19 protein-coding genes are annotated in these 18,620 nt (G+C 60.1%); 14 read left to right on the plus strand and 5 right to left on the minus strand.

The genetic code is table 11. The features are described 5' to 3' along the window. The first annotated feature begins 234 nt into the window (after window positions 1-234). The 4 genes from rplU to proB all read left to right on the plus strand — a co-directional run bounded on the left by rplU (window position 235) and on the right by proB (window position 3,368). Window positions 235-546 (plus strand): 50S ribosomal protein L21, encoded by a 312-nt coding sequence (gene rplU, locus GTQ55_RS04060; RefSeq protein ID WP_161857585.1) that lies wholly within the window; start codon window positions 235-237, stop codon window positions 544-546. A gap of 31 nt (window positions 547-577) precedes the next feature. Then, window positions 578-835, plus strand: coding sequence for a 50S ribosomal protein L27 (rpmA, locus tag GTQ55_RS04065; RefSeq protein WP_010132157.1), 258 nt, complete (start codon window positions 578-580; stop codon window positions 833-835). Between the two features lie 120 nt (window positions 836-955). Next, window positions 956-2,161 (plus strand): Obg family GTPase CgtA, encoded by a 1,206-nt coding sequence (gene cgtA, locus GTQ55_RS04070; RefSeq protein WP_161857586.1) that lies wholly within the window; start codon window positions 956-958, stop codon window positions 2,159-2,161. 73 nt (window positions 2,162-2,234) lie between these two features. Continuing rightward, window positions 2,235-3,368 (plus strand): glutamate 5-kinase, encoded by a 1,134-nt coding sequence (gene proB / locus GTQ55_RS04075; RefSeq protein WP_161857587.1) that lies wholly within the window; start codon window positions 2,235-2,237, stop codon window positions 3,366-3,368. 78 nt (window positions 3,369-3,446) lie between these two features. Here proB and rpsT read toward each other — a convergent pair whose 3' ends face one another. The 5 genes from rpsT to GTQ55_RS04100 all read right to left on the minus strand — a co-directional run bounded on the left by rpsT (window position 3,447) and on the right by GTQ55_RS04100 (window position 8,034). Continuing rightward, on the minus strand, window positions 3,447-3,713 hold the full coding sequence (gene rpsT, locus GTQ55_RS04080; protein WP_161857588.1) for a 30S ribosomal protein S20: 267 nt from the start codon (window positions 3,711-3,713) through the stop codon (window positions 3,447-3,449). Window positions 3,714-3,904: 191 nt separating this feature from the next. Further along, the gene (locus tag GTQ55_RS04085; protein ID WP_161857589.1) at window positions 3,905-5,968 is read right to left on the minus strand and encodes an ATP-binding protein; all 2,064 of its coding nucleotides are present in this window, start codon (window positions 5,966-5,968) and stop codon (window positions 3,905-3,907) included. Window positions 5,969-6,019: 51 nt separating this feature from the next. Beyond that, window positions 6,020-6,712 (minus strand): proteobacterial dedicated sortase system response regulator, encoded by a 693-nt coding sequence (gene pdsR / locus GTQ55_RS04090; RefSeq protein WP_161857590.1) that lies wholly within the window; start codon window positions 6,710-6,712, stop codon window positions 6,020-6,022. A gap of 268 nt (window positions 6,713-6,980) precedes the next feature. Further along, complete coding sequence (locus GTQ55_RS04095) at window positions 6,981-7,691, minus strand: OmpA family protein (RefSeq protein ID WP_161857591.1); 711 nt, start codon at window positions 7,689-7,691, stop codon at window positions 6,981-6,983. Between the two features lie 202 nt (window positions 7,692-7,893). Beyond that, a complete protein-coding gene (locus GTQ55_RS04100; RefSeq protein WP_161857592.1) occupies window positions 7,894-8,034 on the minus strand; it encodes a hypothetical protein in 141 nt (46 codons plus the stop codon). A 375-nt stretch (window positions 8,035-8,409) separates the two neighbouring features. On the opposite strand from GTQ55_RS04100, the gene murJ reads away from it, so the two are divergent. The 10 genes from murJ to GTQ55_RS04150 all read left to right on the plus strand — a co-directional run bounded on the left by murJ (window position 8,410) and on the right by GTQ55_RS04150 (window position 18,617). Then, window positions 8,410-9,912, plus strand: a complete 1,503-nt coding sequence (murJ, locus tag GTQ55_RS04105) for a murein biosynthesis integral membrane protein MurJ (protein WP_237567900.1) — start codon at window positions 8,410-8,412, stop codon at window positions 9,910-9,912. A 54-nt stretch (window positions 9,913-9,966) separates the two neighbouring features. Next, a complete protein-coding gene (ribF, locus tag GTQ55_RS04110; RefSeq protein WP_161857593.1) occupies window positions 9,967-10,944 on the plus strand; it encodes a bifunctional riboflavin kinase/FAD synthetase in 978 nt (325 codons plus the stop codon). A gap of 119 nt (window positions 10,945-11,063) precedes the next feature. After that, the gene (gene ileS, locus GTQ55_RS04115; RefSeq protein ID WP_161857594.1) at window positions 11,064-13,868 is read left to right on the plus strand and encodes an isoleucine--tRNA ligase; all 2,805 of its coding nucleotides are present in this window, start codon (window positions 11,064-11,066) and stop codon (window positions 13,866-13,868) included. Continuing rightward, window positions 13,861-14,391, plus strand: a complete 531-nt coding sequence (gene lspA / locus GTQ55_RS04120; protein ID WP_161857595.1) for a signal peptidase II — start codon at window positions 13,861-13,863, stop codon at window positions 14,389-14,391. The genes ileS and lspA overlap by 8 nt, the downstream gene beginning before the upstream one ends. Window positions 14,392-14,408: 17 nt before the next feature. Then, the gene (fkpB, locus tag GTQ55_RS04125; protein WP_161857596.1) at window positions 14,409-14,849 is read left to right on the plus strand and encodes an FKBP-type peptidyl-prolyl cis-trans isomerase; all 441 of its coding nucleotides are present in this window, start codon (window positions 14,409-14,411) and stop codon (window positions 14,847-14,849) included. 15 nt (window positions 14,850-14,864) lie between these two features. Next, the gene (gene ispH, locus GTQ55_RS04130) at window positions 14,865-15,797 is read left to right on the plus strand and encodes a 4-hydroxy-3-methylbut-2-enyl diphosphate reductase (RefSeq protein WP_161857597.1); all 933 of its coding nucleotides are present in this window, start codon (window positions 14,865-14,867) and stop codon (window positions 15,795-15,797) included. 193 nt (window positions 15,798-15,990) lie between these two features. Beyond that, window positions 15,991-16,548, plus strand: coding sequence for a GspH/FimT family pseudopilin (locus tag GTQ55_RS04135; protein WP_161860001.1), 558 nt, complete (start codon window positions 15,991-15,993; stop codon window positions 16,546-16,548). 15 nt (window positions 16,549-16,563) lie between these two features. Continuing rightward, complete coding sequence (pilV, locus tag GTQ55_RS04140; protein WP_161857598.1) at window positions 16,564-16,989, plus strand: type IV pilus modification protein PilV; 426 nt, start codon at window positions 16,564-16,566, stop codon at window positions 16,987-16,989. An 11-nt stretch (window positions 16,990-17,000) separates the two neighbouring features. Continuing rightward, window positions 17,001-18,053 carry a PilW family protein gene (locus GTQ55_RS04145; RefSeq protein ID WP_161860002.1) on the plus strand — a complete coding sequence of 351 codons (1,053 nt, stop codon included), beginning with the start codon at window positions 17,001-17,003 and terminating at the stop codon, window positions 18,051-18,053. A 24-nt stretch (window positions 18,054-18,077) separates the two neighbouring features. Beyond that, the gene (locus GTQ55_RS04150; RefSeq protein ID WP_161857599.1) at window positions 18,078-18,617 is read left to right on the plus strand and encodes a pilus assembly PilX family protein; all 540 of its coding nucleotides are present in this window, start codon (window positions 18,078-18,080) and stop codon (window positions 18,615-18,617) included. Window positions 18,618-18,620 lie beyond the last annotated feature (3 nt).

Consider the following 18,620-nt stretch of genomic DNA (forward strand, 5'->3'; position numbering starts at 1 on the left):
GGCCGGGCGGAAAGCAGGGTTGCCGGAAAAGTGCGCTATTGTATCAATCGGGCGAATTGATTAGAATCTGCGCCCCGCTCAAACCGGGCCTGCCGTTTGGCTGGTTCAGGGGCGGGAAACGAAGTATCAATCATCAACGGCGCAAGCTCCCAAAATGCTGGCTACCCGGTCACCGTGTTGACATTGTGACCCCGCCGCTGCTTCGTGTCGTCCATTTTGTTGGAGCATAGAAATATGTACGCTGTTATTGAAAGCGGTGGTAAGCAACACCGTGTAGAAGAAGGCGAAGTTCTGCGCCTGGAAAAAATTGAAGTGGCTACCGGTGAATCTGTCGATTTCGACAAGGTTCTGATGGTAGTTGACGGCGATGCCATCAACATCGGTGCGCCGGTAGTGGAAGGTGCCAAGGTGACTGCAGAAGTGCTGAGCCACGGCCGCGGCGAGAAGGTGAGAATCATCAAATTCCGTCGTCGTAAGCACTCCATGAAGCGTCAGGGCCACCGTCAGTGGTACACCGAAGTTAAAATCACTGGCATCAAAGGCTAATCACCAGGTAATAGAAGAGGAGTAACTACTCATGGCACATAAGAAAGCTGGCGGTAGTACGCGCAACGGTCGCGATTCCGAAAGTAAACGCCTGGGCGTAAAGCGCTTTGGCGGTCAGGCTGTCTCTGCAGGCAGCATCATCGTTCGTCAGCGCGGCACCAAGTTCCACGCTGGTGTTAACGTTGGTATGGGCAAAGATCACACCCTGTTCGCTACCGCCGATGGCGTAGTGAAGTTTGAGGTGAAAGGCGCCAATAACCGCAAGTTTGTTTCCATCGAAACAGCCTAAGCGGTCATAACGCCTGATAAAAAGCCCCGCAATCGCGGGGCTTTTTTGTATGTTGCCCTTTTTTTTGTAATGTCTGTGGGCAAATTACACTGAAGGCCGGTAAACCCGGTAAGTAGAGTCATGAAATTTGTAGATGAGGCGCCGATTACGGTGCAGGCCGGCAACGGCGGTAAAGGGTGTTTGAGCTTCCGGCGCGAGAAATTCGTCGCCAAGGGCGGGCCCGACGGCGGTGACGGCGGCGACGGCGGCTCGGTGTTTCTGGTGGCTGATGAGTCACTGAATACCCTGGTGGACTACCGTTACCAGCCCAACTACCAGGCCCAGAACGGCGAAGCCGGGCGCGGTCGCAACTGTACCGGCGCCAAGGGCGAGCACCTGGAACTCAAGGTCCCGGTGGGTACTACCGCGATCGATGTGGATACTGGTGAGACCCTTGGGGATCTGCTGGAGCACGGCGAAAAGCTGATGGTGGCCCAGGGCGGCTGGCATGGCCTCGGCAACACCCGCTTCAAGTCCAGTACCAACCGCGCCCCGCGCCAGACCACTCCGGGCAGTGAGGGCGAGCGCCGCAACCTCAAGCTGGAGCTGAAGGTGCTGGCGGATGTGGGCATGCTCGGGCTGCCCAATGCCGGCAAGTCGACGTTTATTCGCGCCGTGTCTGCCGCCAAGCCCAAGGTTGCCAATTACCCCTTCACCACGCTGGTGCCGAATCTGGGGGTCGTAAAGGTGCAGAAATACCGCAGCTTCGTGATTGCGGATATTCCCGGCCTGATCGAAGGCGCTGCGGAAGGGGCCGGTCTCGGTGTGCGTTTCCTGAAGCACCTGACCCGCTGCCGTGTACTGCTGCACCTGGTGGATCTGGCGCCGTTCGACGGCTCCGACCCGGCGCAGAATGCGCTGGCAATCGAGCACGAGCTGGAGGCCTTCAGCCCCACATTGGCCGGACGCGAGCGCTGGCTGGTGCTGAACAAGACCGACCTGGTGCCAGCGGATGAGCTGGAAGAGCGCTGCCAGTCGGTAGTCAATGCGCTGGGGTGGCAGGGGCCGGTATTCCGGGTGGCGGCCATTCGCGGCGAGGGCACTGACGTGCTGACTGGCCAGCTGATGGACTACCTGGAAGAGCGCAAGGAGCTGGAAGAGCGCGACGGTTCACTGTACGAGGCTGAGCTGGAGTCCCAGCGGCAGATGCAGCGCGAGGCGCGGGAACGCATCGAGGAGTTGCGTGAAACGCAACGGGCCAAACGCAAGGCTGCAAAAGAATCTGGCGAAGATGACGAAGATTGGGACGACGATGACTATGACGTCGATGTAGAATATCGTCCCTGATTTATGCGCCCCATCAGCGGATTATCCTGCTTGAGGTCTCCCCTGTAAGGGCGCGTCCTGATACGAGGAAGAAATGGACTCCAACTCGCCGCGCCAGCAGCTCTCTACCAGCAAGCGCTGGGTCATCAAAATCGGCAGCGCGCTGCTCACCGATAACGGCCGCGGTGTGAATCGTGCGGCCATTTACAACTGGGCCGGACAGATCAGTGCCCTGCGCCGCCAGGGTATCGAAGTGTTGCTGGTATCCTCCGGCGCGGTGGCGGCGGGCATGGACCGCCTGGGGTGGCCCAAGCGCCCGGAATCCATCCACCAGTTGCAGGCCGCCGCCGCGGTGGGCCAGACGCACCTGGTGCAGGTGTATGAGCACGCGTTTGGCCAGTACGACTGTCGCGCGGCGCAGATCCTGCTGGACCACGATGACCTCTCCAATCGCACCCGCTATCTCAATGCGCGCAGCACCCTAAAGACGCTGTTGTCCCTCGGCGCTGTGCCCATCATTAATGAAAACGATACGGTGGTAACCGACGAGATCCGCTTTGGTGACAACGACACCCTGGGTGCGCTGGTGGCGAACCTGGTGGAGGCGGATGTGCTGCTGATTCTCACCGATGCCGAGGGCCTGTTTACCGAGGATCCCCGCGATAATCCCGCTGCCGAGCTGGTGCGTGAGGCCGCCGCGACAGACCCGCGCCTGGCGGTGATGGCGGGGGACTCCCGCAGCGGACTTGGGCGTGGCGGTATGGCGACCAAGGTGCGTGCCGCGCAGCTGGCGGCGCGCTCGGGTGCGCGTACGGTGATTGTTGGTGGTGCCATCGACTCGGTGATTGAGCGTGTGGTTGCGGGCGAAGACCTGGGCACTCTGCTGTTGCCGGAGGCGGATCCGCTCACGGCGCGCAAACGCTGGCTGGCCGGCCAGTTACAGGTGCGCGGCCGCTTGCGGCTGGATGCCGGTGCGGAGCGCGCGCTGTGCAATCAGGGCAAGAGCCTGTTGCCGGTGGGCGTGGTGGGGCTTGAGGGCCGTTTTCACCGCGGGGAGCTGGTGAGTTGTGTGAATGAGGCCGGGGAAGAGGTGGCCCGCGGCCTGGTGAACTACGACAGCTCCGAGGCACAGAAGATTTGTGGCCAGCCTTCCGATCGCATCGTGGATTTGCTCGGGTACCGGGATGACGACGAGCTGATTCATCGGGATAACCTGATCTTGCTGTAACCTGCAGCGGTGATCGAAACGCCAGGCATAAAAAAACCCCGCAATAGCAGGGTTTTTTTATGCTCAGAAAGCTAGGGCTTAGGCAGCCAGCTTTTTGATCTGATCATTCAGGCGGCTCTTATGACGAGCAGCCTTGTTCTTGTGAATGATGCCCTTGTCGGCCATGCGGTCGATAACCGGCACAGCTTCCGCGTAAGCGGTCTTGGCTTTTTCTGCATCACCTGCATCGATGGCTGCAACTACCTTTTTGATGTAGGTGCGCACCATGGAGCGCAGACTGGCGTTGTGATTGCGGCGCTTTTCGTTCTGGCGCGCGCGTTTCTTCGCTTGAGGTGAGTTGGCCACCGGTTGCTCCTGTCTGGAATCTGTAAAACTCGAACTTCGGGCCGGGGGCCCGTTTGGGACGCGACATTATCCCCAGCGCCGCTTGTTTGTCAACCACTGTGGCGGGCAGTTTGTGACCGGGGCGAATTGCCGGCGAATTGAGGGTTTCAGGTGTCGTGTGCAGGGGCCTCAGGCGGATGCGGCGGCGCGTGTTAACGCGGGAGCTGTAGTGTGAAGGTGACCCCTTTGCCATCTTCCCGGTTGGCGGCGTCCAGGGTCCCCTGGTGGAAGTCCGCAATCAGCCGCGCGATATGCAGGCCGAGCCCCAGGTGGCCGGCCTTGCCGCCATCGTCGCGCACGGAAACCAGCGAGTCGAACAGTTTCTGGCCGAAGCCCGGCGGCAGCTGCGGCCCTTCGTTGCTCACGCTCAGGCGATATTCCTGACTGTCCGCTTCGAGTGTGAGGCGGATTTCGCTGCCCCCGGGGGCAAAACTCACGGCGTTATCCACCAGCTTGTCCAGCAACTGCGCGAGAAGCTCGGGGGCGCCGTGGTACAGCTGGGGGCTCCCGGGGCACTGCACATCAAAGTGGTGCCCGCGGTGTGCGTCGGCGTAGCTCTGGGTCAGCAGTTGCAACAGGTCGGCGAGGTCAAACTCCTCTTTGTCGGCCTGGCTGATACTGGCCTCCAGATGGTTGGCGGCGGACAACGCGTTGAGGATCGCGGAGAGCCGTGCGCCCCCCTCGGCGGCGCGTTCGGCGTAGCGTCGGCTGTCCTGGTCCAGTTCACCGGCCGCCAAATTGTCCAGCGAGGAGCGTACCACCGCCAGAGGGGTACGCAATTCGTGGGAGAGCTTGCTCGCCAGGCTGCGCAAATACTGGTGGTAGTGGTCCAGCTCCGCGAGGAGGCTGGCGAACGCGCGGTTGAGCGCGCCCAGCTCGTCATTGAGGTAGGGGCGCGGAAAGTCGCCCCGCAGGCGGCCGCTGCTGTCCACCGCCGTGCGGGCCGCGCGGTGCAGGCGACGGATGCGCCACGAGAGCCAGCTGGCATAGCCCAGCAGCAGCAGGAGCACCAGGCCGGCGGCGCCGGCAGTGGTCAGCCACAGGCGCTGCGCCGCAGACTCGGTCAGGGATTGCAGGGCGCTGGCTGACTGGGCGGCGATCACCCGGCCCAGCAGCGGGCGCTCGATGATGTTGTCGGCACGGGTGACCACCGGCACGCTGACTGCACCAATCCGTTCGTCCCCCGGCGCACGCACTGTAGCTTCGGGCGCGCTGAACCATTGCGAGGCGGTCTCCCGGTTTTCGGTCAGCGCCACCGGATATTCCCCTTCCGGCAAGGGTGGCAGCCGGTCTGTGGCCAGCAGCCGGCGATAGAACCAGTCGCGCAGCCAGCGGCCGTTTTCGGCGGTGTGCTGATCGCCCTCGGCAATGCTGCCCAGGCGGTTTCCGGATTGCGCCAGCACAAACCCTTCCTGGTCCACCACGGTCAGGTGCAGTTCCGGCCGTGCGAAATGTTCCAGTTCCTGTTGCAGGGCGGGCAGGGGCTCTACCAGCGTCCCGGGGCGGCCATCGGCCGGGAGCGTGGAGGCCAGGCGTGTGGGCTCACTGTTGTCACTTCGGGTGCGGTCGAGCACGCGGATTGCCATCTCGCCGCCGGTCAGCGCGAACGGCAGTGCGAGTTCCAGCTGGTAGCCACGGGGCGAGGCCGTCCAGCGCCCGCGCAGGCGCAGTTCGCGTTCGTAGCTTCCGCGCCGGGGGTTGTAATACAGCGCACGCACTGGCCCCTGGCTGGCCACTGGCAGGGTGTACTGCTTCTGCGCGGTGAAGATCTCCACCGTATCGCCGCTGGAAATGCTGGGGCTGCGCGGATCGTGGTAGCTGGGGCTGCGATCTTTCGCGGTCAGCAGCAGGTACACGTGGCTGGAATGCTTGCCGAGGGTAACCCGTGCGAGTGGCTCTCCCTGCTGGTCGAGCAGTTGTCGCGGCCGCAGTTCAAGTGCCCGCCACTCTTCGCCGTAGCCATCCAGCACGGGTGATTGGGGGAGTGGGTTGAGGTACAGCTGGGCGCCGGGTGGCCGGCCGGTACGCCTGGAGTCGGGGGCGATCAGTTCCGGCGCGCTCGCGAGGCGGGCGGCGATGGCGTTGCCGGTGGCCTCGAGGGTCTGGATCTGTCCCTGGCTCAGGGCTGCGTCGACCTGGCGCAAGTACTGGCACCCCGCCCAGGGCAGGGCGAGCGTGCAGAGGCTCAGCAGGACCAGTTGGCGGCGCAGGTTCATGGGCGCAGTTTCATCCTAGGTGGCGGTTATTTCCCGGTGACACATTGATCGCTATACCTGCCAGCGGTAGCCCATGCCATAGGCGGTGCCGATGGCGTCGAAGCTGCTGTCGATGGTCTGAAATTTACGCCGAATGCGTTTTACGTGGGATGTGATGGTGTTGTCGTCCAGCACCACCCTGGCAGCTTCCATCAGCTGGCTGCGGGATTTCACGTGTCCGGGGCGCTTGGCCAGGGCATGCACAATCCAGAATTCGGTCACCGTCAGGTCGACGGGTTCGCCTTTCCAGTGGCAGTGCAGGCGCGACACGTCCAGCGTAAGGTCGCCCTGGGTCAGGGTTTCACCTTCTTCACTCTGGGACTGCATGATACTGACGCGCCGCAACAGGGCGCTAATGCGGGCCTGCATATGGGGCAGCGAGATGTCCTTGGTGAGGTAGTCGTCGGCGCCGAGGCGCAGGCCGGAAATGATGTCCAGCTCCGAGTCGCGTGCGGTGAGAAACAGGATCGGCAGTGTGGGTGCCATGGCACGCAGTTCACGGCACAGGTCAAAGCCGCCCTCGATTTCCGCACCGAGACCCACGTCAATCACTGCCAGGTCCGGCAGCCGTTGCTGAAACGCGGCGAGGGCCTCCGGGCGTGTGTGGTAGAGATTCACCTGGTAGCCGGTGCGGCGCAGGGCGTCCCGGTAATTCTCGGCGATGGCGATTTCGTCTTCAACAATGGCGATAGTGGGGCTGGTCATGATGGAGTCTGGCACCGGATCTCTGTTTATGGTCGTTTTTCGTGTCAGCTAATCGTGCAGGACGCTGGGTCTGGCGGAAAATCATGCCCGAACAGGTGGGTATGTGGCAAAAGTTGCCACAGTTTCAAGCAAAGCAGTGCAAAAAAGCGCGCAGCGTAGGGCGCTGCGCGCAAGGTTACAGCTTACAGGGTTGGAGCTATTTGCCAGTCGGATACTGGCTCCGGCCGTCGCTTTTGTGGAGCGGCAGCCGGAAGGGGGGATCAGCGGATCAGAAAGTGCCCGCCATGGATTCCGGCATGCCGAAGTGGATATCCACTCGGCGCTCAAGGGCGTAGGCGTCCACATCACCTTTGGTGGCCTTTGACTGGCTGGCGCCGAGGGCGCGACGCTCGATGCGCTCGGGTGCTACGCCATACGCTTCCAGGGCGCGTTGCACACTTAGGGCTCGCTGGTCGGACAGTACATTGTTGTAGCCGTCGCTGCCGCGCGGGTCAGAGTGTCCTTCCAGGTGCACCTGAAGCTGCGGATGGCGGTTCAGGAAGTCTGCCATGGCGGCTACCTGGCGCTCTTGCGCCTCCTGCAGCTCGTCATCGCCAGTGGTAAACAGCATCTGGAATTCCAGGCTTTCCAGTGCCAGTTCGCGGGCGTCGTTGGCGGACAGTCGCGCCGCATCCAGTTGTTGTGCAAGGTTGCCCAGTTCGGTGCGGCTTTCAGTGAGTTGAGTTGCGAGCATGTCTGCCTCTTCTGCTTGCTTGATCTGTTCGCCCAGCCAGGCTCCACCGAGGGCGCCGGCGATAAAGCCGATCGGGCCACCCACGGCGGCACCCGCAACTGCGGCGCCGGTAAATGCAGTGGCCTGTTTGGCCGGAGTCAGGGCAGAACCCTGAAATTCTTTGTCTGTGTTAGTGGCGGCCTCAGCGCTAGCAAACGCATTCAGGGTCAGGGTGCTCAGGGTTACTGCCATCAACATCTTCTTCATGATCGTGTTCCTTGCGATTTAGGATTGAAATGACTGCTCTTGGTTCCGACCGGGGCGTTGTTCCCGCTTCGGTTGAGTGTCATTTAACCCTCGCAAGGAGGCACTGGCGTGGCGCCAGTGGGGCAAATCACGCAGCAATTATGGCGAAAAGTGGCAAGCCACCCTGTGAACCAGTTCAGCCTCCGGCAACGCCGGTCTCAACTCAGTCCCTGTAGCGTCGGTGGTGCCTGCCCCGGGGCTGGTCGATGCGAACCCGCACCCGCTGGGGGCGGGGGCCCATGGCCACCACCGCATACAGTAAAACCGCCAAAATAAGTGCGATAATCAGCGCATTGATGGTCATTCCGTTTCTCCTCTGTTACCGCCACTCCTTGCGGCTCGTCAACTGCTTACTCTGAGTATAGTTCCCCCTCGCGCCAACCGTAGGGCGGCGAACGCAATCAAATGGGCAGAACATCGGCGGACGGGTGGCCGCAGTGGTGGATTGCGGTAGACTTGCCGGCCATCATCTAGCGATCGCTAACCAGGTACCAGCAATTGGCATCAATAACTGGCGTATACACACTGGCGCATTCACAAAGGAACGAGCGACTTGGCAACATCTCCGCCCGAACAGGAACCCTCTGAGCAAGCTCCGCAGGTAAGGAAAGATAGCTCGCACGGGGGGTTGTTGCGCGGAACCTCCGTAGTGGGGGGTGCCACTTTGTTGTCGCGGGTCATGGGCCTGGCGCGGGACATCGTATTCGCGCGACTGACCGGTGCCAGTGACGCGGCAGATGCCTTTTTTGTGGCGTTCAAGATCCCCAACTTCTTCCGCCGCCTGTTCGCCGAAGGGGCCTTTGCCCAGGCGTTTGTGCCGGTTCTCGCGGAATACCGCCAAAAAGGTGGGATTGCCGCAGTGCGCGAATTGAATGACCGGGTGGCCGGTGCCCTCGGCGGCACGCTGCTACTGGTGACCCTGTTCGGGGTGCTGTGTGCGCCGCTCGTAACCGGTATCTTTGCGTTCGGCTGGTGGTGGGGTGGGAATGAACCGCAGAAATTCGCCATGGCCACGGAAATGCTGCGGATTACTTTTCCCTACCTGATGCTGATATCCCTCACCGGCTTTGCCGGTGCCATGCTCAACAGCTTTGACCGCTTCGCCATACCTGCCCTGACCCCGGTGCTGCTCAATCTGGTTTTGATCGGGGCCGCCACCATCGCCGCGGGGTGGTTCGACCCCAAGGTCATGGCGCTCGCCTGGGGGGTGTTGGCTGCGGGTGTGGTACAGCTGCTGTTCCAGTTGCCCTTCCTTGTCAGGGAGGGACTGTTGCCGCGACCCAAATGGGATTGGCAGTACCCGGGAGTGCGCAAGATCCTGCGGCTGATGGCGCCGGCCATATTCGGTGTGTCGGTTACCCAGATCAGCCTGGTGCTCGATACGGTACTCGCCTCCTTCCTTCCCACGGGCTCGGTGACTTGGCTGTATTTTTCCGATCGCCTCACCGAGTTGCCTCTGGGGGTGTTCGGGATCGCCGTAGCCACGGTGATCCTGCCGCATCTTTCGCGTCAGCATGCGGGTGGTGATCCGCGCCGCTTCCGCCACACCATCGACTGGGCGCTGCGCTGTGTCACACTGATTGCGCTGCCGGCGGCGGTTGCGCTGTTTGTGCTGGCGGAGCCACTGCTGACCGTGCTGTTCCAGTACGGCAATATGACCCCGCGGGATATGACAATGGCCGCCTGGTCACTGCGTGCCTATACCCTTGGCCTGCTGTCTTTCATGCTGATCAAGGTGCTGGCACCGGGCTATTTCGCCCGCCAGGATACCGTCACACCGGTAAAATTCGGCCTGATTGCCATCGCCTCTAAGATGGTACTGAGCCTGCTGTTTGTGATCCCGCTGCACATGTACTTCCAGCTTGGGCACATGGGGCTGGCACTGGCCACGGCGGGCCAGGCGGCGATCAACGCGTGGCTGCTCTACCGTGGCCTGCGTGAGGGCGGTGTCTACCGGCCGGAGGCTGGCTGGAAGGCTTTCCTGTTACGGTTGCTGCTGGCCAACCTGGCGATGGCGGCGGTGCTGTTGATGATCCTCCACTACTGGTCGGGCTGGCATGACTGGGCCTGGTGGCAGCGCGCCTGGCGCATGGGGGGGCTGGTGGCGGCCGGCGGCGGTACATACGGCCTGGTTCTGCTGGTGAGCGGGCTGCGCCCGCGGCATTTCCGGGCCACATCGTGAGGGCAAAATCCGTTATACTGCGCCGCTTGATTTTGCAAGGGTGAGTGAAGCACTGTGACCGAGCAACGGGAGCTGATTCGCGGGTTGCACAACCTGCAGCCGCGCCACCGGGGATGTGTGGCGACCATCGGTTCATTCGATGGCGTACACCTGGGGCACCAGGCCATCATCACCCAGCTGCGGGCGCGGGCGGCGGAGCATCAGCTGCCGTCGGTGGCGATCATCTTTGAGCCGCAGCCCCACGAGTATTTCTCCGGCGAAAAAGCGCCGGCGCGCCTGATGCGCTTCAAGGAAAAGGTACTCGCGCTGTTTGCCGCGGGGGTGGACCGGGTGTTGTGCCTGCAGTTCAACGAGCGGCTGCGCAGCCTGGGCGGAGAGGCATTTATCCAGCAGGTGCTGGTTGACGGCCTTGGTGTGCGCCACCTTGTGGTGGGGGATGACTTCCGTTTCGGTTGCGACCGCAGCGGCGACTACGCCCTGTTGCAGAGAGTGGGCGCGAAAGCCGGATTTAGCGTGGAAGACACCGCGACCCTGGAAATAGCGGGCAAGCGAGTCAGCAGTACTCGCATCCGCGAGGCGCTGCAGAATGCGGATTTTGCCCTGGCGGAGCAGTTGCTGGGCAAGCCCTACAGAATTACCGGCCTGGTGGCCCGCGGTCGCGCCCTGGGGCGGCAGCTGGGAGCCCCCACGGCGAATGTGCGTTTGCACCGCTACCGCTCTCCACTGGTGGGGGTGTATACGGTGACGGCCAGGCGTACCGATGGCAGCCCGATGAGTGGCGGCTGTATGGAAGTGGCCGGTGTGGCCAATGTCGGGTTTCGCCCGACGGTGGAAGGCGAGGGTGCGAAGCCACTTCTTGAGGTGCACCTGTTCGATTTCAGCGGTGACCTGTATGGCCGCGAGATCGCAGTAACCTTCTGCCACAAGCTGCGCAACGAAGAAAAGTTTGCGTCGCTTGATATCCTCAAGCAAAAAATCGCCGAAGACATACAGAATGCCAAAGACTGGTTTAGCCGACGCCAAACCAGCTAAACAAACGACCCCTTCGTGTCTGACCGCGCATAGGACGTGGACGCGAAGACCGAGTACCCGGTGACCTGTCGTCACCTAACGATGTAAAACTCCAGAGCTACAACCGAAGTAGATAGCCAATGACCGATTACAAAGCGACCCTGAATCTTCCTGAAACCGACTTCCCCATGCGCGGCAACCTGCCCAACCGGGAACCGGAGATTTTGAAGAAATGGCAAGAAGGCAAGCTCTACGAAAAAATTCGTGAAGCCCGCGCTGGTCGTGAGCAGTTTATCCTGCACGACGGCCCTCCCTACGCTAATGGCGATATCCACATCGGTCACTCGGTCAATAAGATTCTCAAGGACATCATTGTCAAATCGAAGACCCTGAGTGGTCTCGATGCGCCCTACGTGCCCGGCTGGGACTGCCACGGCCTGCCCATCGAACATAAGGTGGAGCAGAAAGTCGGCAAGGCCGGCGTCAAGGTGGACCACAAGACCTTCCGCCAGAAGTGTCGCGAGTACGCGGCAAAACAGGTGGAAGGCCAGAAGAAAGATTTCATCCGGCTCGGCGTTTTCGGCGAGTGGGATAACCCCTACCGCACCATGGACTTCCAGTTCGAGGCGGACATCATCCGTGCCCTGGGTGGCGTGGTGAAAAATGGCCACCTGTCCCGCGGTTTTAAACCGGTTTACTGGAGTGTGGTGGGTGGTTCCGCGCTGGCGGAAGCGGAAGTGGAGTATCAGGATAAAACTTCTTTCTCCATTTATGTGAAATACCCGGCTACGGAAGAAACAGCCCTGGCCATCGCCGATGCTGCAGGCGGTCATGCCGGTGATGGCCGGCTTTCTGTGGTCATCTGGACCACTACCCCCTGGACCCTGCCGTCCTCCCAGGCGGTTTCCGTCAATGCGGATCTTGAATACGTTGTGGTTCAGGTGGGCAAAGAGCGCATTCTGGTTGCCGCGGAGCTCAAGGACTCGGTACTGGAAGCCGCGGGCCTGAGTGGTGACGTGGTTGGCCGTATCCAGGGTGCTGCCCTCGAGCACCTGAAGGTCAATCACCCCTTCTACGACAAGCAGTTGCCCCTGATCCTCGGCGATCACGTGACCACCGACGCCGGTACCGGCTGCGTGCACACCGCACCGGACCATGGCCCGGACGACTTCAATGTGGGTCGCCGCAATGGCATCGATACATTGAATTACGTCGACGACAATGGCGTGTTCCGCGACAGCGTGCCGCTGTTTGCCGGCGAGCACGTGTACAAGGTAGACGGCAAGATTGTCGAATTGCTGAAAGAAAAAGACGTGCTGCTGCACGAAGACAAGCTGGTGCACAGCTATCCGCACTGCTGGCGCACCAAGACGCCGCTGATCTACCGTGCAACCCCCCAGTGGTTTATCAGCATGCAGCAGAATGACTTGCTGGATCATGCGCAGAAAGCCGCGGACCAGGTTGAGTGGATCCCCGGCTGGGGTAAGGCGCGCATCGATTCGATGCTGAGCGCGAGCCCGGACTGGTGCATCTCCCGTCAGCGCACCTGGGGTGTTCCCATCGCGCTGTTCGTGCACAAGGAGACCCATGAGATCCACCCGGATACGCCGGCGCTTATGGAAAAGGTTGCCGAGCGCGTCGAACAGGCCGGCATGGATGTGTGGTTCGAGCTGGATGCGAAAGAACTGCTGGGCGACGACGCCGACAACTACCAGAAAGTGACCGACACCCTGGACGTATGGTTCGATTCCGGCGTGACCCACCACGCGGTGCTGAAGCGTCGCGAGGCCCTGCGTTTCCCCGCGGATCTGTATCTGGAAGGTTCCGACCAGCACCGCGGCTGGTTCCAGTCTTCCCTGAAAACCTCCATCGCGATCAACGACTGCGCGCCCTATAAGCAGGTGCTCACCCACGGGTTTACCGTGGATGCCCAGGGTCGCAAGATGTCCAAGTCCATCGGTAATGTGGTGGCGCCCCAGGATGTGATCAACAAAATGGGCGCGGACGTGCTGCGCCTGTGGGTGGCGGCCACCGACTTCAGTGGCGAGATGGGGGTTTCCGATGAAATCCTCAAGCGCACCGCGGATTCCTACCGCCGCCTGCGCAATACCGCGCGCTTCTTCCTGTCGAACCTGGCTGGCTTCAATCCGGAGACGGATCTGTTGCCGTCCGACGAGCTGCTGGCTCTGGATCGCTGGGCGCTGGAGCAGGCTGCCAAACTGCAGGAAGAAATCATCGCGGCCTACGACCGTTACCAGTTCCATCAGATCTACCAGAAACTGCACAATTTCTGCGTCGTGGAAATGGGTGGTTTCTACCTGGATATCATCAAGGATCGCCAGTACACCACCCAGGCGGACAGTGTTGCCCGGCGCTCTGCACAGACCGCCCTGTACCACATCGTGCAGGCGTTCGTGCGCTGGGTAGCGCCGATCCTGAGTTTTACCGCGGAAGAGCTCTGGCAGTTTGTGCCGGGTAACAGCGAAGACAGCGTGATGCTGGCGGAGTGGCACCAGTTCCCGGAGTTGCCTCGGGAAGCACAAATGGATGCCGAATTCTGGGAAGCGATCGCCGATGTAAAAACCGCGGTGAACAAGGTGCTCGAAGAGCAGCGCGGGGCCGGCAATATCGGCGGCTCCCTGCAGGCTTCAGTTACCCTGTTTGCAGACCCGGCGCTGCAGCAAAAACTGGATGCGCTTAAAAATGAGCTGCGTTTCGTGCTGATCTGTTCTTCGACCTCGGTGCAGCCCCTGTCCGATGCTGCGGGTGCCGAAGAGACCGACCTTGCCGGCTTGCGGGTATCCGTACACAAGGTAGACGCGCCCAAGTGTGGTCGCTGCTGGCACTACCGCGAAGACGTGGGCAGCAACAGCGAGCACCCGGAACTCTGTGGCCGTTGTGTGGAAAACGTGAGCGGTGCCGGTGAGGTGCGCCACTATGCCTAACAAGTCTTTTGACCTGTTTGCATCGCCGTGGCGCTGGTACCTGTTGGCACTGATGGTGATCCTGCTCGATATCGATACCAAGGTATGGGCGGTGGAAGAGTTTATGCACGGCCCGGCGCTGCAGATTATCCCGGGCTTTCTCCAGTTTACCTATGCGGAGAACTATGGCGCTGCATTCAGTTTTCTCGCCGATGCGGGAGGGTGGCAGCGCTGGTTCTTTGGTGCGGTGGCACTGGTCTTCAGTATTGTGGTGGTGGTGTGGCTGAAACGCTTGCCCGCGGCCAAGCGCTGGGAGCCGACAGCACTCGCACTCATCCTCGGCGGTGCTCTGGGCAACCTGTGGGACAGGGTTATGCTCGGCTACGTGCGCGACTTTATCTCCGTGTATTACGGCAACTGGCACTTTCCTGTCTTCAATGTGGCGGATGTGGCCATCTCCGTCGGCGCCGCCATGCTGGTGATCGAGCTGCTCTTTTTCAAAGACAAAGATGAGCAGACCGACAAAAGCGGCGCAGAAGTGTAAATATTCAGAGCAGTATTATGAGCAATACCGAAATTGGCGAACACAGCCGCGTAACCCTCCACTTCAGCCTCAAACTGGACGATGGTTCCGAGGTCGATTCCACATTTGAAGGGGACCCTGCCACGTTTATTGTCGGTGATGGCAGCTTGCTACCTGGCTTCGAGCGCGCATTGTTCGGGCTCAAGGCGGGGGATGAGGCGGAAATCGAAATACCCCCAGAGGCGGGATTTGGCCAGCGCAACCCGGCGAATATCCAGAAGGTGCGGCGAGATCACTTTTCCCCGGACATGGAACTGGAAGAAGGGTTGGTGGTTTCCTTTGACAACGGGTCTGGTGAACTGCCCGGCGTAATCCGCGAGATCGGTGAGGATGAAGTGGAAGTGGACTTCAATCACCCGCTCGCCGGACAGACCGTCTTCTTCCATGTAAAAATTCTCGAAGTGGCCTCGGTCAACTAGGTCAAGGACAGGAAAATGCAGATTCGTCTCGCCAACCCCCGTGGTTTCTGTGCCGGTGTCGATCGCGCGATTGATATCGTCAATCGCGCCCTGGATGTGTTCGGTGCCCCGATCTACGTGCGCCACGAGGTGGTACACAACAAATTTGTGGTGGATAGCCTGCGCGAGCGCGGAGCCGTATTCGTCGACGAGCTGGACGAAGTTCCCGATGATGTGATTGTCATCTTCAGCGCCCACGGTGTCTCCAAAGCCGTGCAGCAGGAAGCTGCCAGTCGCGGGCTGAAAGTGTTCGATGCCACCTGCCCACTGGTCACCAAGGTGCACATCGAGGTGAGCAAGTTCAGCAGTGATGGTAGCGAGTGCATCCTGATTGGCCACGAAGGGCACCCGGAAGTGGAAGGCACCATGGGCCAGTATGATGATGGCAATGGTGGGGCCATTTATCTGGTGGAAAACGAGCAGGACGTGGTCGAGCTGAAAGTAACCGACCCGGACAACCTTACGTTCGTCACCCAGACCACGCTTTCTGTGGATGACACCTCCCGGGTCATCGATGCGCTGCGGGCCAAGTTCCCCAATATCCGCGGCCCGCGCAAAGACGATATCTGCTATGCCACCCAGAATCGCCAGGATGCTGTAAAGCAGCTGGCACTGGAGTGCGATCTGGTGCTGGTAGTGGGCAGTCCCAACAGCTCCAACTCCAACCGCCTGCGGGAGCTGGCGGAACGCTGTGGCGCGGAAGCCTACCTGATTGATGGGCCTGACTGCATTGATGCCGGCTGGCTTACCGGTAAAAGCACAATCGGGATCACTGCCGGTGCCTCTGCCCCCGAGGTGCTGGTTGAGCGGGTGATACAGAAACTGCGGGAACTCGGCGCCGACGCACCGGATGAGCTTGCAGGAATTCCGGAAAATATCAGTTTCAGCCTGCCCAAAGAGCTTCGCTGAACACCAGCTCCTTTTCCCTCGCTATTTTTTTACCTCGCTATTTTTTCACCCCACTTGGGCCGACCGTTCGTCGGCCCACTGCTGCCTTTCGTAGTTTCTTACGCCATTCATGATCATAAAGAGCTAAACTCGCCCGGTTTGGCGCCAATCTCGTTGGCGAAAATTTACACAAAATGGCAGAGCAGCAGTTTTTATGACGGTTCCAAAACCATCCCCGGGCCTGACCCTTATAGAGCTGATGATCACGTTGGCGGTACTGGCCATTGTTGTGGCCATCGGTATCCCTTCGTTTAACACCATGATCCAGAACAACCGTTCTCTGGCGCTGGGAGAGGAGCTTGCGGGCGCGCTCAACTATGCGCGCAGTGAGGCGATTAAGCGGGGGCAGCGGGTCACCCTGTGCGGCACCACCGATGGTGCAGCCTGCAACGGCACCTGGGCAAATAACTGGATAGTGGTCGTGGATACCGCGGCTACTGACGCTGCTGCTGCTCCGGTGGTTGCGGATGCTGCAGCGGTGCTCCGCTTCTGGGAAGCTCCGGATAGCAATGCCACAGTCACGGTAACCCAGGGTGGCAGTAACACGACATTCGTGCGCTTTACCCGGCAGGGCACCCTGGGGCGCTCCAGCCAGGGTGCCGTAACCATGAATGCCAGCTTCAGCGGCTGCACTAGTAACGCCGCGCGCGCGATTACGGTAGGCGTTGCGGGAATGTTGAAAATGGCTCGCAGCAGTACTGGCTGCTCCTGACAAGAGGGGAACACGATGCGTAATCAACAGGGTGTGGGTTTGATCGAGGTGTTGGTGACGGTGCTTATTCTCGGCACTTCGCTGTTGTCACTGGCAGCACTGCAGAGCAAATCCCTGCAGTACAACCACAGTGCATATCTGCGCTCGCAGGCCAACATCCTTGCATACGACATTCTCGACAGGGTACGGATCAACCGGGCCAATGTGACGAGCTATTCGCTCGCCGTCGACGCTGCAAAACCTACCGGTACCAGTCTGGCGCAGCGCGACATGAATGAGTGGTTGGGCAATATAGAAACCATGTTGCCTGGTGCTGATGGTGGTGTTGAGTGTGTTGCGTCGACCGATTTCTGCACCGTTACGATTCGCTGGGCGGAGCAGAACAGCTCCGGTGAAACCAGTGAAGATCAAAGTGAATTCGTCTACACCACCCGGCTGTGAGGTACAAAGGTATGCGTAGTCAAAGAGGTATTTCTCTGGTCGAACTGATGATTTCGATCACGATCGGACTGATTCTTATGACCGGTGTGGTGCAGCTGTTTCTCTCCAGCCGCGCCACGCTTTCCACCCAGCAAGCGCTGTCACGAGTCCAGGAAAGTGGCCGGCTCGCGATGGAGTTTCTCGCGCGGGATATTCGTATGGCCGGCTATATGGGGTGTATGAGTCGCAACTTGAATTTCCACAGCACGCTGAATAACGCCGATTCCTTTGCCTACAAATTTGAAGTGGCTATTGAGGGGTTGGACAACGTAGGCGCCACCTTACCGACAGGATATCCGACGAATATCGTTGAGGGTACCGATGTGCTCGTATTGCGCAGTGCCAGCGGCGAGGCCGTAAGCGTTACGAAAAATAACGACAGCGCACAGCTATTTGCCCTGAATACCGGGACAGAAGCATCATGTGATGCAGGTGAGAAAAGCTTCAGCAACCTGTGTGAAAACGACATTCTGGTCGTGTCCGATTGCACCAAGGCGCGGGTATTCCAGGCTACGACTATTCAGGATGTCGCCGGCGAGACATGGATCAATATCAAGCACGCGTCGAGTGGCAGCCCGGGAAATGCGGAACCTTCCTGGGGCGGGAACAGTAACCCGGAGGAAACTTTTGGCACGGATTCTGAAATTATCAAAATGAATACGGCCGTTTATTACGTCCGCAATAATCAGGACTCCGGGCAGCCCACCCTGTGGCAAGAAATCAACGGAAGCGCCCCACAGGAACTCCTCGATGGTGTGGAAGACATGCAGTTGCTCTATGGGCTGGATACCAGTGGCGATGGTATCCCGGACAACTATGTAACAGCCGCGGCCGTCAACACCGCCGACGCCTGGGAAGATGTATCCAGCGTGCGGGTGCAACTCCTGGTGCAGAGCTCGGAAGATAACCTGCTCTCGGAAGCTCAGCCTTATACCTTCAATGGTGTTACCAACAGTGCTCCCGGTGACCGGCGATTACGACAGGTTTTTATCAATACTGTCGGCATCCGCAGTCGCCTTCCCTGATCAAATAGAACTCTGAAGCTTGTTATGAAAAATCTGAATTCTTACAGCAACCTGCGGCAGCAGCGCGGTATGACCTTGGTCGTCGGCCTGATCATGGTGCTGCTGATGACGCTGGTGGGTATGGCGGCAATCCGCGGCAGCGGCATGCAGGAGTTAATGGCCGGTAATATGCGAGATCGCAACCTCGCGCTCCAATCTGCTGAGGCCGCCTTGCGGCGCGGAGAGGAGGTATTGGAAGGCGCGACAATCCCTGCATTTGACAACTCTGTCACCGGCTACGTACCCGCCATCGCCGGTTCTACAACGACCGGGTTTTGGGACAGCTATAGCTGGGATGCCGGGTCTGTTCGCACCGCGTTGGGCATCAAAATGGTGGCGGACCAGCCGCAGTATGTGATCGAAGAGGTGGTGAGTACCACTACGATCAACGCGGCCGACGGCAGTGGCATTGATTTCACCAGTGCAATGAAAACCGAAGATACGGTCTATTACCGTGTTACCAGTCGCGCCGAAGGCGGTACACCGGATGCGGTTGTGATTCTGCAATCTACTTACAAACGCTAATAA

The organism is Microbulbifer hydrolyticus (assembly GCF_009931115.1).
GTDB lineage: Bacteria > Pseudomonadota > Gammaproteobacteria > Pseudomonadales > Cellvibrionaceae > Microbulbifer > Microbulbifer hydrolyticus.